A 16629-nucleotide genomic window follows, 5' to 3' on the forward strand; every position below is an offset into this window, starting at 1 on the left:
ACAGTATGATATTAACTTTTTCATCAAAAAAATGTCGAACTATAAAAATAACCAAGTAAAAAATAGGTATGCATATCCAAAATTGTATAAATGCATACCTATTTTAATCAGTTATAAAAAATTATAAGTTATAGAATCTCTTTTCAATTTACATATACCTAATACAGCTTACAGTTTTTTCATCTATATAGCAGCTGCTAGTTCAACTTAAATATAGAATACCTACTTAATATTTAGTTAAATATTAGCCGCAATAACTTCAGCTATTGCTTCAGCCACCTTTTGCTGATTAGATGCATCTGCACATCTTATTGCTTCTTCCTTATTAGTTATGAATCCCACTTCGACTAATACTGCCGGCATATTAGCATTTCTGCATACAAATAAGTTTTGCTCTTGACCGCCTCTATTATTCAAATTAAGTTTATTTGCAATGTTGTCATTTATAAGAGCTGCCATCTGCTTACTTCTCTCTATTCTAGCATTATCCAATTTACCACCAAAATTAGCATCTTGCGTCTCTGAGCTATAAAGAGATAATACCCCTTTAGCAGTTTCTCCTGCTGAGTTATGATGTATGCTTATAAAGAAGTCTGCCTTTGAGTTGTTGGCTATGTTAACTCTATGAGTAAGACTATCAGTTAACGTACCATAAGAAGGTTTTTCTCCTAAATTTCTTGTCATTATTACATTATATCCTCTATCTTGAAGCTCTGTTTTTAATTTATCTGCAACCTGCATATTTAAAACCGTTTCACTATAGGTTACTCCATCAATAGTGCTTTCAGCTCCATAATCATTACCATAATCATGACCTGGATCTATTACTATAGTCTTACCTTTTGATGAATTATTATTTCCTGGTGTTGAACCTGGCTTAGAATTATCTTCATCAGTTTGACTTGATGAATTCTTTCTCTTACCATCAGCGCCAATTTTATAGCCATCAATTGTAGTATTAGTAACTAACTTTCCTGATGATTTATCTAAATAGTATGAATCTCCATTAGATGCAACCCAGCCTGTTACCATTGCTCCACTATTATTTAGATAATACCAAGTTCCGTTAATATTGATCCAGCCCTTTGCCATCGCTCCATTATCATATAAATAATAATAGTTTTCACCATCTGCAATCCAATCTGTTGCCATGCTTCCATCACTATTAAAGTAATACCAGTAATTATTGATTTGTTTCCAGCCAGTTATCATTGAACCACTGTCATTAAACATATGACTTTTATTGTCTATTTTCTTCAGACCAGTTACCATGCTTCCATCTCCTTGAAGGAAATACCAAACATTATTTTCTTTAAACCAACCAGTCTTTATTTTCCCACCATTTTCAAAATAATACCACTTATCATCCAATTTAGTCCATCCAGTATTAGTTGTCATAACTCCTGAGCTTTTTAAATAATAAAGGCCTGAACCATCATATTGAATTCCAGTGCCCATAGCACCTGTACTAGTTAAAAAGTACCAATCATTATCTAGTTGTTTCCACCCTTTTACCATAGCACCTGACTTATCTAGGTAATACCAGCTATTATTATCGTAAACCCATCCTGTTGTCATTTTCCCATCATCTTTTAAGTAGTACCAATTGCCATCTGGATTAATCCATCCGATTGCCTTGGTATTATCTGATTTATAATAATACCAAGCTCCATTTTCATTCTTCCAGCCAATAGCTGATGTTATGTTAGTTTTGTCCACATTAGTTGTATTTCCACTCTGGGGTTTATTTTCTTCAATAACATCCGATGCATTTAATCCACTCGGTTTACTTTCAATCTTCCCAGGATTTGGAGCCGAATTTGATGAATTATTTCCACTATTATTACTATTAGAACTATTATCATCCTTTTGATAATCTATTCCCGCGTAGTCTAATAAGTCTTCATACAATTTCCTAACTTCTTCACCATATGTAGCACTTGGAGCCCATTTACCACCCAGTGAATTTACTGTAGGTGAATTCCCCTTAATTGTTACAAAATGCCTAGGATCATAAGTGTCGTCTCTTGGATATCCCTTAGCCCCTGCATATAGGGCTAAATGATCCAAATGTGCTTGTACGCCTTCATCCCAGCTGTCAAATTTTTGGTGTGCATTAGGATCAGTGTCTCCGCCACCTGAAGCTTTTTTTAATCCACATGGATTATGATAACTTTCATCTAAAACTCCGCCAAATTTTCCAAACCCAGTTTCCTTTGCAGCTTGGACATATGCAATTGCCGGATTAACTTTTCCATGATCTTTAGAATATTCAAAGTATAAATCTGCCAAACCTACAAACGTTTCCGTCGCACCTTTAGATTTAGCCCATTTCTCAGCTTGCTTTACAGTGACTTCAGTATCTGAAATTATTTTGAAATCAGTAGTTGCTGCTTGTACACCTAATGTCGGAATAAAACTTAATACCATTGCAAAGGCTAAAACAAAGGTAGTAAATTTATTTTTAATATTCAAAATAGTCTGCCACCTCCTTATATTAGATTTTAGCAAAAAACGCCATGGCATAAAAGCTAATTTTTCTAAAATATGCACTTTATTTATAATAATTTTACATTAACTTTACTTTTGGAACATATTCTTCAAAAATCGAATTTTTATCCTAAGACATTAATTATCCATTATTCACTATAACTTTAATTTTTCTCTGAATATATATGTTAAAATTATCAATTAAAACCTTTCTAATTTCTTATTTCATAAGATTTCTCGGCTTAAAAAATTCTATGCTTTCCTATACAAAAATAAAAAGAGAGCCTGTTTCATGCTCTCTTTTAGTGATTATGGCGCCCTTTTCTGCAGTTTTCAAGATCATTTCTGCAATTATTAAGATTATCCATCATATTATCAACCATTTTGTCTGTAAGGCACATTTGATTACACATTAATTTGTCATTCATACTTATTAAATAACAAATAAAGTTTTGATTAGTAAATGCATAAAGAAATAGTAATATCATTACTAATTTGCAGAATACTGCTCCCTGATTCCCTACAACCATTGTAGACAGCGTTAAATCATTTAATGGATTAGTCGCGTTATCACCCAAAGTATTGAAATCTGAATCACAACAGTCACAGTTACTCATTTTCTTTCTCTCCATGTACGAAAGTATTATATATTATAATAATATGATTATTAATACTTTTTGCTACCATAAAAAAATATATATTACAAAAAGTGACTATAAACACTTAAATTAGTCTTCGCTTTTTCCTACTGCTGATAAAATTAATCCTTTATTATGTTCTAAAGCCCAGTTGATGCCCCAGTCATTTTGGAATATTAGAAGATTTCTGTCTTTAAAATCTTTAACTTTCTTAGTATCAGAAGTTAAATTTAAGGTATCCATATCAACATCCTTATTCTCTATCCATCTTACGAACCTGTAGTCTAATCTATCCATTTTAACATCAACATTATATTCACTATTTAATCTATATTCTAATACTTCAAATTGAAGTACACCAACAACTCCAACTATAATCTCTTCCATTCCAATATGGATTTCTTTAAATACTTGAATTGCTCCTTCTTGAGCAATTTGAGAAACACCTTTTATAAATTGTTTTCTCTTCATAGTATCCACTGGCCTAACTCTTGCAAAATATTCTGGAGCAAAGGTTGGAATACCTTCAAATTTAAATTTCTTTGATGGCATACATAAAGTATCTCCAATTGAGAATATACCTGGGTCAAACACACCAATTATATCTCCTGCATAAGCTTCTTCAACAATTTCTCTATCCTGAGCCATAAATTGTTGTGGCTGAGCTAATTTTATCTTTTTTCCACCTTGCATATGATATACGTCTTCACCTTTATTAAACTTACCTGAACAAATTCTCATAAAGGCAATTCTGTCTCTATGTGCCTTATTCATATTAGCTTGAATCTTAAATACAAAAGCAGAGAACTTATCTTCAAATGGGTCAATAGTTCCTGCATCTGATTTTCTAGCAAGTGGTGATGTAGTCATTTCTAAGAAATGCTCTAAGAATGGTTCTACGCCAAAATTAGTTAATGCCGATCCAAAAAATACAGGAGTTAGTTCTCCACCACGTACAGCATCTAGATCTAGCTCATCACCAGCAATATCTAGAAGTTCAATATCTTCCATTAACTTATCATGAAGAGCATCACCTAAAATATCTCTAAACTTAGGATCATCTGGTGAACCTTCTATTGTTTCAACTTCGTTTTGACCATGATTTCCACCATTAAAAGCTATAATTCTGTTATTGTCTCTTTCATATACCCCTTTGAATTCTTTGCCAGAACCAATTGGCCAATTCATAGGATAAGTTTTAATTCCAAGTTCATTTTCAATATCATCTAGTAATTGAAATGGATCCTTAGCTTCTCTATCCATCTTATTTATAAATGTAAATATTGGCATTTCCCTTAAAGCTGCAACATGGAATAATTTTCTTGTTTGATCTTCTATACCCTTAGCAGCATCCACTACCATAACTGCTGAATCTGCAGCCATAAGTGTTCTATACGTATCTTCTGAGAAGTCCTGATGCCCTGGAGTATCTAATATATTAATGCAGTGATTGTTGTAATTAAACTGCATAACTGAAGAAGTAACTGAGATACCTCTTTGCTTTTCAATTTCCATCCAGTCTGAAACTGCATGTTTTGAGGCTTTTCTTGCCTTAACAGAACCTGCAAGTCTAATAGCTCCTCCATATAATAAAAACTTCTCTGTAAGTGTAGTTTTACCTGCATCAGGGTGAGAGATTATTGCAAAGGTTCTTCTTTTTTCAATTTCTTTTATATAATCAGCCAAATCTAAATCCTCCTAATTAAGTCAGTTAACAGTTTACAGTTAACAGTTTTCAGTTAAGGATGAAATCGCTTCGTGATTTCCTTAATTTTTTATAAATTTCCGTGAACTTTTCTCCTTAATTGTTACTTATAACTTGCTGACTGTTACTTGAACTAGTATTGATAAATTTATTATTAAAGTATTTATACAAATCTCAGCTACATTGGAATAATTCCTCCTATTCAATGCATCATTAATAAAATTCATTTTGTGATATTTATATTGTATGTTGTTTAATTATTTTTCTTATATATATATTGCAATTAACAATTTACAAAGTGCAATTGACAATTGCAGTTGAAATCCTTACAGGATTTCTTCAATAATTATTAATTGTAAACCGTACATTTTAAATTGCAATATATATTTCATACGTTCTATTAACTAAGCTATTATATCATAACCAATAAGTTATGTATACTTCATCCATCCTCCTTAGCTGCAATTAGAGAATGGTTTTATTTTTATAAAAACACAATCACAGGTTCTTTAATATATATAATCTTGTACAGTCAAATAATTAGCTTAATTTAAAATATTCACTCCACAAAAAACATATATATTTTCTGATTTATATAGATAGAAATTACCTTTCTAAAATGTTCATATGTATTTTAATTATGAGTATAAACTCTTCACCTTTAATTTATTTACAAAAAATTAACTTTTTCCTGTAATACCGCTATGTATGTATGTTTATATATATACATATAAGCATTATCCAGCCTCAAATGGTATACATTCCCTTTTATTAAAGTATATCATATGTTATGATGTATTAACGATCACTACAATCCTTAATTATCCATTTTAGGGTAATTAAATTATAAGTAGTAAAGTTCCATATATATATTGCAATTGAAAATTTACAATGTACAATTGACTATTATGGTTGAAATCCTATAAGGATTTCTTCAAAAATTGTTAATTGTAAACTGTGCATTGCAAATTGCAACATATATATGTACTTATTGTAATGGTTAAACAGACTATTCTCTTAACTTTTTAATCTATTTTTTATAAAGGAGGAATATGAATATGATTAAAGGAAAACTAAAAATCACGGCTTTATTAGTAGCTGCAGCTTCCACTATGTCAATAGTGCCTGCTATGGCTTCTGACAAATTAGGAACAAAAGATGGAACTATCGAAAATGCAATAGCATTTGCAGATGGTAAATATGTATATCAAGGATATCGAAGTGACGACGATGATTTAGGTATCTACTATAATGATGGTGAAAAGGATAAGGAACTGGATGATGTAGAAGATGCTGATCTTAACATTGCATATGAAGATAAATATGCATTTGCTAATGATGGAGACGATCAATATCTTATAGATTTAACAAATGGAGATGTTATTGATGATGATACTCCAGAAGATGATGCAGATAGTATTGCTTCAAAACTTAGAACAAAATTAAAAAAAACCGATAGATATGGCAGCGATCTAACATCTGATGCTAATGAAATTTTCGGTGATTATTATGACGGCGATGATGATTCAGTTGCAGCCTTACCTGGAAATAAATTTGGAGATAATTGGTATTCATATAAAATAGCTTTATCATCAGATGCTGATCCAGACGGTAATGGAGTTACAGAAGAGGATGGTAAAGAATATTTATACGGATTTACTAATGATTCTGGTAAATATATAGATGCTTCTAATATAGCAAATATATATGCATACTCTACTGCAAGAGGTAAGATGATTAAAATTGAAGAATTCAGCAACAATCCCGATGATAAGGATAAAGATTCAGAATTATTAGCTACATTGTTAGGACAACCAGTTGTTCTTGCTCAAGATAAAGATTATATCTATACCTTAATAAAAGTAGGTATAACTGATTTTTCTGATAATGCAATTTCTACTGGAACTACTACTAGTGCAGCAGCAGTGGTAGTAAATAATCCTGATTTTGGCGATAAGTCAATGACTATACGTACTTATATACAAAAGATTTCTAAAGAGGAAGATGATCAAAAGGATGATGCTTATCTTCCAAAAAGTGTAACGTCTTATGAACTAGGAAACAAAAATAACGATGGTACTGAATTTGACTGTGATGATGCTAAAGATGCATATGAAGCATTTGAAGATATCATTGGTGATCCAATTAATATTACTCAAAATTCCGTAGTTGATAAAGAAGAGGGAAAAGTTAAAGCTAAATTCACAGTAGTTAATGGTCAATTAATTGGTATAGATGCTGATAGTGATAAAGTTAAAGCAATAAGCTTTAATCTAAAAAAAGATAAAGTAAAATTTGATAAAGCAGTTCCAAATGACGAAACTAACAGCAGCGACGAAGGTAAATTCGACGAGGATGACAAGGTAGATGCTTACTTCGTAGAAAAAGATGATGATGATGATGTAGATATCGATGCTGATTATGAATATGGTGCATATGATTTTGATATAGATGGAAATCCATGGGTTGTGACTGATGGGAAAATATACAAATTTAAAGATAATGAATTCAATAAAATATATTCTTGTGATAGTTCATTAGACTCAATAAATGTATATGATGAAAATAATTTAATTGTTTGGGAAGATGATGGAGACATCTATACAACTGTATCTGAAGGGACTAAAGAAACTGAAGCTGAAGCTGGTACAAGCACTCCTGCTATAATAGGATGGTCTCAAACTACTGATGGAACTTGGAATTTCTACGATACAACTGGTACGAAAGTAGTTTATAACTGGATTAACGTTGCTGGTAATTGGTACTTTTTAGATGCAAATGGAACTATGGCAACTGGATGGCAATATATAAATGGTGCTTGGTACTATTTAAATCCAGTTTCTGATGGTACTCAAGGTGCTATGAAGACTGGCTGGATTTATGATAATGGCTATTGGTATTATCTAAATTCATCTGGTGCTATGGCAACTGGATGGCAATATATAAACGGTTCTTGGTACTACTTATACCAAAGTGGTGCTATGGCAGCTAACACAACAATTGACGGCTATACATTATCTTCAAGTGGTGCTTGGATTTAAGAAGAATTTCACGTTTTTTAATTGTTAATTAAGTGCGCTTTATAATTTGCATAGTTTTTTGGACATTCCTAAATTTATAATAATATAAAAGATGCCCTAATAAGTCTTCTTATTAGGGCATTCCTTTCTATTTTAATGCATATATTTATTAATATATATGTTAAAATTAAAAATTTACAATGTACAATTGACAATTATGGTTGAAATCCTTACAGGATTTCTTCAATAATTGTCAATTGTAAACTATACATTGCAATATATATTTAATATCTTAAAGTCTTACTTTTTATTTATCTGTGTCATCATCAATTTCTTCCCATTGTGCATATAACGTCATATTTTTCTCAAGTCTTATCTTATCTGTATCCTCATATCCTGTGCCATCTCCATCACTCTTAGTGTTCCACTCAATAAAAGTATAACCGCTCTTTGAAGGTTTGTATAAAGGCACCATTGTTCCTTCGTCTGCAGTTCTTTTCTTAAGAACTTCCTCGTCATCATCATCTGCATCTGGATCCTTAAATGTAATTGTGTATTGTTTTACTTGATTTAATCCATCTGATGGAATATCTTTTGACATGCTTGCACTTTCATCTACTATCTGGCTTGGTACATATGGTATTGCATTGTTTCCATAGTAATCAAAAGCTCTAGCAGGCATTGGATAATCAGTCCCAACACAGATTCCATTATCATCAAAATTATAGAGTTTTCCATTTATTACATTGCTTCCTTTTTGCATAGCTCCATTTGATGAAAACAAATAAATTTTTCCTTCTATTTGAATTATGCCTGTCTGCATAGCTCCACTCAAATCAGCATAATACCACTGTCCGCCATCATTAATCCATCCAGTTCTCATTAATCCATATGAATCAAAGAAATACCATAAACCATCTATTTGTCTCCAGCCCGTAGCATATCCATATCCTTCTGTATAACTCCAATTACCATAATAACTTTTAATCCATGCGGCTGAAGCTCCCACTGGTAACAAGGTAACTAAAGCTGAAGCTGCAATGCAGGCCATGATTGATTTCTTCAAAAAGTTATGCTTCACTGTAATTTCCTCCTTTTTTATCTAGTTCATTAGTCAAATTATAGATAAACAAATCAAAGCTCGATTTATTACATGTAATTTTCAGATTATACTAAACACAGTTATAATTTATGAATTATAAGTTATAACTCTAAGCTATGTATTGTTTATCCATAACTCTAGCCTATTGTAACAAATACATAGTCAGATATACTTGGATTATCTGCCGATGTTGCAGTTACTTTTACTGTTGAAGCTGTTCCCATAGTTGTTAATACTCCTGTTGGATCAATTACTGCAATGCTCGGAATATCTGCACCTGTATTGTCAGTTACCTTCCAATTAATGCTCCTATTAGTTGCTCCAGCTGGTGTTATAGCTGCTGCCATCTGTAATTTCTTATTAAGACCTACTGCTGATGGTATTTTAGTCCTATCAATAGCAATTCCAGTTACATTTACAATTTGGCCAGTTATTGTTATTACCTCAGAACCACTTACTTTCGTACCATTGGCATATATGGCAGTAAATGTTACTCTTACATCTCCATTTGCTTTTGCAGTTAATAAAGCACCATCAGTATTAGAAACAATATCTGCAGCTCCACCTGATTTACTTGGGCCATCTATACATGGTGCAGCTGACCAGTTCACTTGGGTTGGTATAGTAGTTGCAGTTGCTGGCACTACATTTGCTTTCATTTGAAGCGTTCCTGCATTATCTGTAATTTTGTTAGTTTCAGAAGCTCCAACAGTCCCATTAACTACAGGAAAGCCCTTCAATGTATATCCTGTTGCATTAACTATTAAATTTTGGATTGTTATAACTTTCGTATTTGTAACTGTTCCATCTGGAGTTGCTGCTGTTACTGTAACAGATCCATTTGCTATCGCTGTTAGAAGCCCTCCGTTAGGAGTAATAGTTGCAGTTCCTGCTGGTGTAACTGACCAATTTATTGTTGGGTTTGTTGGATTTTTGCCATCCTTTCCAGTAAGTGTAGCACTCATTTGTAGTGTATTTCCGTTTGTACAGTCTAACGTACTAGAATTTGATGACAGATCAATTCCTGTAATTGGCACTTTTTCACTAACATATATAGTTTTACTAACAGACTTTCCATGAGACACTCCATCAAAATAATCAGATGTTGCTATTACAATAACATTACCAATTTGCAGCCCTTTTAGTACACCATTATTATCTATTGTTGCAGAGCCACCATCGACACTTCCCTGAACACTCCATTTAACTGCAGTATAAGTAGAATTACCTCCATTACTTTTTACTGCTGCATTCATTTGTAATGTTCCTCCTACTTCAACTGGTCCATCAGGAGTTATAGTTATATCTGTTGTTTCATTATATTGGCCTTGTATATAAACTTCTGTATTTCCAGAAATACTTGGCTTAGTTGTGCCTGAAGGTGTATAAGTTGCTATAACATTAACTTTTCCATTTGACACTGCTGTTAATATTCCTGTGTTAGGATCAATATTTGCAGCTCCTGTTTCATTTACAGCAGTCCATTTTATTGAAGATGCAGTGGCTTCTGTTTGATTATATGGTAAGAAATTTGCTACCATTTGTAATGTTCCATTATCAGCTGTTATAGTTGGCTTTGCACTTCCAGATTTATCGGTCACTTGAATTCCTGTTAAACTTACTGCTGAATTCTGTCCAGTAATTGATATTTTAGTAGTTTGGGTAATTTTAGATCCATCTAAAGCAGTTACAACAGCTTTCACTAAAACCTCTCCATCTGTTACTGCTTTTAATGTAGCTGTATGATTACCATTATCCACAATATTTGCACTTCCTGTGCTATCTCCAGCTCTTTCAGTTGACCAAGCTACTGATTTATAGCTTGCAGCTGCTGGTGTAGTACTAATAGACATTTCAAGTGTTCCTGCATTACTGTCAATAGAAGTTTTTTCTTGTCCACTTTGATCCTTAGCATGTATAACAAAACCAGTCAACTTAACACTTTGGTTCCTAATATCTACAAATCCTTCCTTATATATTTGTGGATTACTTTGTAAAGTTGCTCTTACTTTAACCTTTCCATCTGCTTCTGCTGTTAACAATCCTGTATATGTAGAAATTGATGCCTTTCCTGTACAGCTGCTATCAGGTATTATTGCCCAGGTTACTGTTTTATTACTTGCATTAGTTGGCAGTATATTAGCAACCATTTGAAGGGTTCCATTTGCTCCACCTAAGGAAGCATCAGTAGTTATAGCATTTATTCCGCCACTTCCAGTTACTGAAGTAATGCTTTCTACTGGAACTGTATTGTTTTGTCCACTTATTGTTATAGTTTTAGTTCCTACAACTCCCGAATTATCTTTAGCTGTTGCTTTTACTGTGACTGTTCCATTAGATTTTGCAGTTAAAAGTCCAGTATCGCTAATTTCAGCGCCTCCAGATGTTTCATCAACTGACCAGGTTACATCCTGATTATCTGCATCACTTGGTAATACACTTGCAACCATTTGGAGTGTTCCACCATCAGTTGTTATTTGAGACATACCAGTTGTACTAGTTACAGTTATTTTAGATACAGGAACTAATATATCTGTTGCACTTACAGTTACTGTCTTTGATGCAATTACATTAGATCCATCTGTAGAAGCTGCTTTTACTGTAACTGTTCCATTTGCAACTCCTGTTAATTCTCCACTGCTGCTTATTTTAGCTTGTCCTGTTCCATTAGTAACAGACCATTTTACATTTCTATTTGCTGCATCACTTGGTAATACCTCTGCTGTCATTTGAATAGTTTTATTTATAGTAACATATGAACTTCCCTTAATGGTAATACTGTCTACCTTCGTAGAATTATCTTGACTCCATTGAGCATATAAGGTTAAATCTTCTTTTACTTTTATATCATCATCTTCATCATAATTTTTTCCTGATCCATCGCTCTTAGTATTCCATCCTGAAAAATAATAGCCTGTCTTTGTTGGCTCATATAGATCAATTTTTTTATTATATTTAACAGTTTTTGTGTTAAGATCAGATCCGTTTGAATCCTTAAGCAAGACTTTAAAAATTCTTCCTTCGTTAGGATCATCATCTGACTCAGTTTGATCTTCAATAACATTGTTAAAGCTTGAATTGGTAGGAGATCCATTTGCTTTAGCATCATCACTTTTTAAAATTTGAACATAATTTCCATAACCATCAAATTCTTTACTAGGTGTTGGAACTCTTGCCCCAACAACTTCTCCATCTGAACCAATAGTATAAAACTCTCCATTAATAACTATATTTCTAGTTTGCAAGATTCCATTATTATCAAAAATATAAACTTTTCCTGATATATTAATAACTCCTGACTGCATTGCACCATTAGAGTCTGCATAATACCAATTTTTATTATAATTGATCCATCCAGTTTTTAATGCTCCGCTATTTTGCAAATAATACCATGAACTCCCTGCTTTAATCCATCCAGTCTGCATCTTTCCATCTTCGTCAAAATAATATAACTGTCCATCAATTCTATTCCAGCCTGTTAACCTTTGACTTCCCTGCATATAATAAAAATTACCCTGATAATCATTCACCCATTCAGCTGAAGCTTTAACTGGATTTAATGTACATAATGTTGTAGATATAACAGCTCCAGCAACTATTTTATTTATTAATTTACGTTTCATTAAAACTGGCCTCCTATGTTAATATTTCCTCTAATCGACTATCTCAAACCCCATTACTTTACAAATAATATGTATTCCAATCAATAATGTGCACCTAATACTTAATTCAGAGATTCAATCAAAGCGTACATATAATTTATTATCGATATATTTTCATATAACTATATATATATTTCAATAATAATTCTACATTTTCAAGAAATCCTGTAAGGATTTCAACCGTAATTGTCAATTGTACTTTGTAAATTGTTAATTGCACTATATATAGTTATGACACCACATTATTCTATTATATAAATAAACGAACTAAGAACTCAACTTATAACCATATATAGCATAAAATAAAAATTACAAATAACAAATTAAGAATTTAATTTATTACTTGTAATTTTTAGCTTATGCTACTCTACGCACAGTTATAAGTTATAACTAATTGGTTAATGGCTTTTCCCCTTAATTTATCACTTGAATATAAGCTTTATTTATTACTATTCTATTCACTTAGGGTTCCATCTGGATTAAAAACATATTTTGTTCCATCAATATATCTTGAACCTGTTACCATTATTCCATTAACATTAAAATAATAAGTTTTTCCGTCAATTGTAACCCATTCATTTTTCTTCATTATGCCAGTAGCATCATCTAAATAGCACAAGCCATCTTTTGATTCTGCCCATCCTGTTTTCATAGCCCCATCATCATTTGAACAATACCAGTTTCCATCTGCTCTAAACCAGCCTGTCTGCATTTCACCTGATGGATCACCAAAATAATAATATTTACTTCCTAATTGAATCCAGCCTATTGCAGCCTGACCATTATCTCTTAAGTAATACCATTTTCCGTCAGACCATTTCCAGGCAGAAACTTCCATAATCCCACTTTCATTAAAATGATACCAGTAATCATCTATCTTTAGCCAATCTCTTGTCATTTTTCCATCAGCTTTTAAATAATACTCGTTTCCACCATCATTAACCCACTGCATCTTCTTAACCGATCCATCATCGCCAACGAAATACCAATCATCACCATCTTGAACCCACTGATTATATACTTCATAACCTTTATTTTTGTCAAAGTAACATCTCTTACCATCAACTATCTGCCACCCTGTCTCCATAGCTCCATCTATTCTATTAAAATAATATGTCTTTCCCTTTATTGTCTGAACACCTTTTAAGCTTACTCCATCTTTATCATAATAATATCTATATCCATCATGTCTGCCCCATCCTTTGTCATTATCAAATCTATCAAATACCTTGTCCCACGCATCATCTATATCATCATCTTTATCCTTAAGAGAATCTGTCAAATCATCAACAGCATTACTTATACTATCTATTAAATCAGTTACCGAACCATTTATTTCGTTTATTAAATCCTTTATATCTTTATAACAACTTAGTAATTTATCCTTTACTTCTTCAATGATTTTTCCTATAGCAGTATTATCAAGCTCAGCTGCAGATACAATTAGAGGTTTTCCTTGTTTTTCCATATACATATATCCAACTTTTCCACCTGCAAAATAACCTTGATCTTTAACTGTTTTCATATCTGTTTTATCTATAGCTTTATATGCGTATATAGGCATACTTTGACCATTAAGGCTTAATATTTGAGAAGCTACAGCTTTTTTAACTGTTTCTTTATAAGCACCAAGCTCGTCCTCTGTCATATTATCAACTTTATTATTTATTTCATTTATTACTTCTGGTGGAAGATTATTTGTATTATATGAAGCTTTTGCTGCACTAATCATCTCCTCCTTAATCTGTTCCTTTACAAAACTATCTGTACAAATGGTTTCCGATATCTTATCCGCCATATCGCTTGTCACAATTAATGGTATATATTTAACCGGCGTTGAATCTGCTAAAACTATACAATTCTGTTTAGCATATTCTGCATCCAGTTCACTCTTTATTAAATAAAATATTTGTTCATCTGTTGGTCCTTCATCGTCAATACTTGAATTTAGATTTTCAGCTGCATTGCCAGCTTTATTAATTACAGTTACAGATACTGTTGTAATTATGCTTGTGCAAATAAGTATCAATGCCATTATCTTATTAATTTTTCTTATCATGTGAATCGCCTCCAAAATATCCAAATATATTATAACATTTTTATACTGACTAGTACAAATATATATATTGCATTTGAAACTCCCTACTTTTCTTATTTAATAAGCTCTCTCTGCCGAAAAAATTCTATAATTTCCTCGCACAATAAAAATAACCATTAAGTATTACAAATTAACTTAATGGTTATAGTTGTCCATATTTATGTGATTTCGATAAGTTATTACATAACTCTAAATTCCCAATTTTATATGTACAGTATTTTATTTCAATTTAAATTTTTGAACTAATTCTGTTAGATTCATTGCTATATGAGCTTGCTCTGTAGCTGCATCTGCTACCTGTGACATCGCCGCAGAACTTGCGTCTATTTCTGACTGTATCTTTTCGCTGTTTACTGATGACTGTTGAACATCTGCTGCTGTGCTTTGAAGTGCTTGATTTATTTGCTCCACTGTAGCTTCAACTTCTTGCGCCATTGAAACCAGTTCCTCTGACATTAAACTTACAAAATCACCATCACTACTATATTTTTCTCCAACCTCAGCATAATCCTGTAATTGCTTATCTACATCACTTGACATAAAGTTAAGTATATCATTACTATTTTGTGAAAGGTTTTTAACCGCATCTTGTATTTTACCTATTGTATTTTGAATAGTTATAACTGTTTGTGAAGATTCTTCTGCCAGCTTTCTTATTTCCTCTGCGACAACAGCAAATCCTTTTCCTGATTCTCCTGCTCTTGCAGCTTCAATTGCAGCATTTAATGCAAGCAGATTAGTTTGCTCTGCAATTTCAGCTATTGCATTTGCCATAACCTTCACTTCTTCAACAACTTTTGCATCCTCTATTGCTTTAATAATGCTCTTTTCCTTTTGCTCTCTCACTTCTGCTGTATTCTCAATAGCAATTTTGCTATCTCCTTTTATCTTCTCAGCTCTGCTCTTAATTTTTTCAGCATTCGAGCTTCCATCTTCTGCTTTTTTTGACAGACTTTCCATGCTTGAATTTACTTCCTCAATAGATGCTGCAATTTCTTCTGCTGTGGCACTTGTTGTTGTCATTGTGCTATTTATGTTTCTAGATGAATTGTCAACTTCATCTAGTTTAGCAGAAACTTCTTCAACATTTGCAGATAATTCCTGACTTAAGGAACTTATATTATAAGATTCATTAAGAATAGTGGAAATAAGTTCTCTCACATTCTTCTGAGCTATATTCAACTGGCTTCCAATTTCACCGATTTCATCTATTCTTATTATTTTAACATCTTCCGAAAAATCGTAACCTGCTAATCTTACAGCAAAGGCTTTAAGTTCGTTCAATCTTGAAATTATATTCTTATGCATATAAATTCCTGAAGCAATTGCAATTATTATGCTTATTACGCATACAGCTACTGTTATTGTAATATCTCTAGCTATTGTACTTCCATCTGCCAACCCATTTTTTATATCACTAAGCTGCTTAAAATTGACAATTCCAGATACAAATACAAGCAAACATAATATAAAATATGATGTTACAAGTTTAGCCTTAAGCGACATATTTTTTTTCTCTTCATTCATCCTTATTCCTCCCTATTGCCCTCTTATTTTAGTAAAAAATATAATTGCTATATAAATACAATTATTATATACATTTTTAATTTATAAGCCTATTAATTATCCATAGACTTTTATTATATACAACACAATACTTCATTATATACGTTTCAATAATAATTCTACATTTTCAAGAAATCCTGTAAGGATTTCAACTACAATTGTTAATTGCAATATATATACTATATAATATCACTCTTTTTTTCTACATTCAACTAATAGTAACAGCATATTACATATTATAACTTCTATTCTCATCACATACTGCACTCTAATTAGCAGTTAGCATTTAGCGATATATATCTAATAGTTTTTATTATCCAAAACTATTAGATAAAATAATAAGACAGA

At 32.1% G+C, this 16629-nt stretch carries 8 protein-coding genes; 1 reads left to right on the forward strand and 7 read right to left on the reverse strand.

From position 1 onward, the window contains the following. Positions 1-237: 237 nt before the first annotated feature. The 3 genes from CDLVIII_RS27335 to CDLVIII_RS27345 form a co-directional block, all read right to left on the reverse strand. Complete coding sequence (locus tag CDLVIII_RS27335) at positions 238-2475, reverse strand: N-acetylmuramoyl-L-alanine amidase (protein WP_009172729.1); 2238 nt, start codon at positions 2473-2475, stop codon at positions 238-240. 317 nt (positions 2476-2792) lie between these two features. Further along, a complete protein-coding gene (locus CDLVIII_RS27340; protein ID WP_009172730.1) occupies positions 2793-3107 on the reverse strand; it encodes a hypothetical protein in 315 nt (104 codons plus the stop codon). Between the two features lie 111 nt (positions 3108-3218). Further along, the gene (locus CDLVIII_RS27345) at positions 3219-4814 is read right to left on the reverse strand and encodes a peptide chain release factor 3 (RefSeq protein ID WP_009172731.1); all 1596 of its coding nucleotides are present in this window, start codon (positions 4812-4814) and stop codon (positions 3219-3221) included. A gap of 1077 nt (positions 4815-5891) precedes the next feature. Here CDLVIII_RS27345 and CDLVIII_RS27350 point away from each other — a divergent pair. Next, complete coding sequence (locus CDLVIII_RS27350) at positions 5892-7874, forward strand: N-acetylmuramoyl-L-alanine amidase family protein (protein WP_009172732.1); 1983 nt, start codon at positions 5892-5894, stop codon at positions 7872-7874. 286 nt (positions 7875-8160) lie between these two features. Here CDLVIII_RS27350 and CDLVIII_RS27355 read toward each other — a convergent pair whose 3' ends face one another. From CDLVIII_RS27355 to CDLVIII_RS27370, 4 genes are all read right to left on the reverse strand, one after another. Further along, positions 8161-8934: an InlB B-repeat-containing protein gene (locus tag CDLVIII_RS27355; protein WP_009172733.1), complete on the reverse strand. Its 774-nt coding sequence runs from the start codon at positions 8932-8934 to the stop codon at positions 8161-8163. A 158-nt stretch (positions 8935-9092) separates the two neighbouring features. Continuing rightward, positions 9093-12578 (reverse strand): Ig-like domain-containing protein, encoded by a 3486-nt coding sequence (locus CDLVIII_RS27360; protein ID WP_009172734.1) that lies wholly within the window; start codon positions 12576-12578, stop codon positions 9093-9095. Between the two features lie 493 nt (positions 12579-13071). Continuing rightward, positions 13072-14676: an N-acetylmuramoyl-L-alanine amidase family protein gene (locus CDLVIII_RS30320; protein WP_009172735.1), complete on the reverse strand. Its 1605-nt coding sequence runs from the start codon at positions 14674-14676 to the stop codon at positions 13072-13074. Positions 14677-14934: 258 nt separating this feature from the next. Beyond that, positions 14935-16242, reverse strand: coding sequence for a methyl-accepting chemotaxis protein (locus CDLVIII_RS27370; RefSeq protein ID WP_009172736.1), 1308 nt, complete (start codon positions 16240-16242; stop codon positions 14935-14937). Positions 16243-16629 lie beyond the last annotated feature (387 nt).

This window comes from Clostridium sp. DL-VIII, assembly GCF_000230835.1.
In the GTDB taxonomy this organism is placed as follows: Bacteria; Bacillota; Clostridia; order Clostridiales; family Clostridiaceae; genus Clostridium.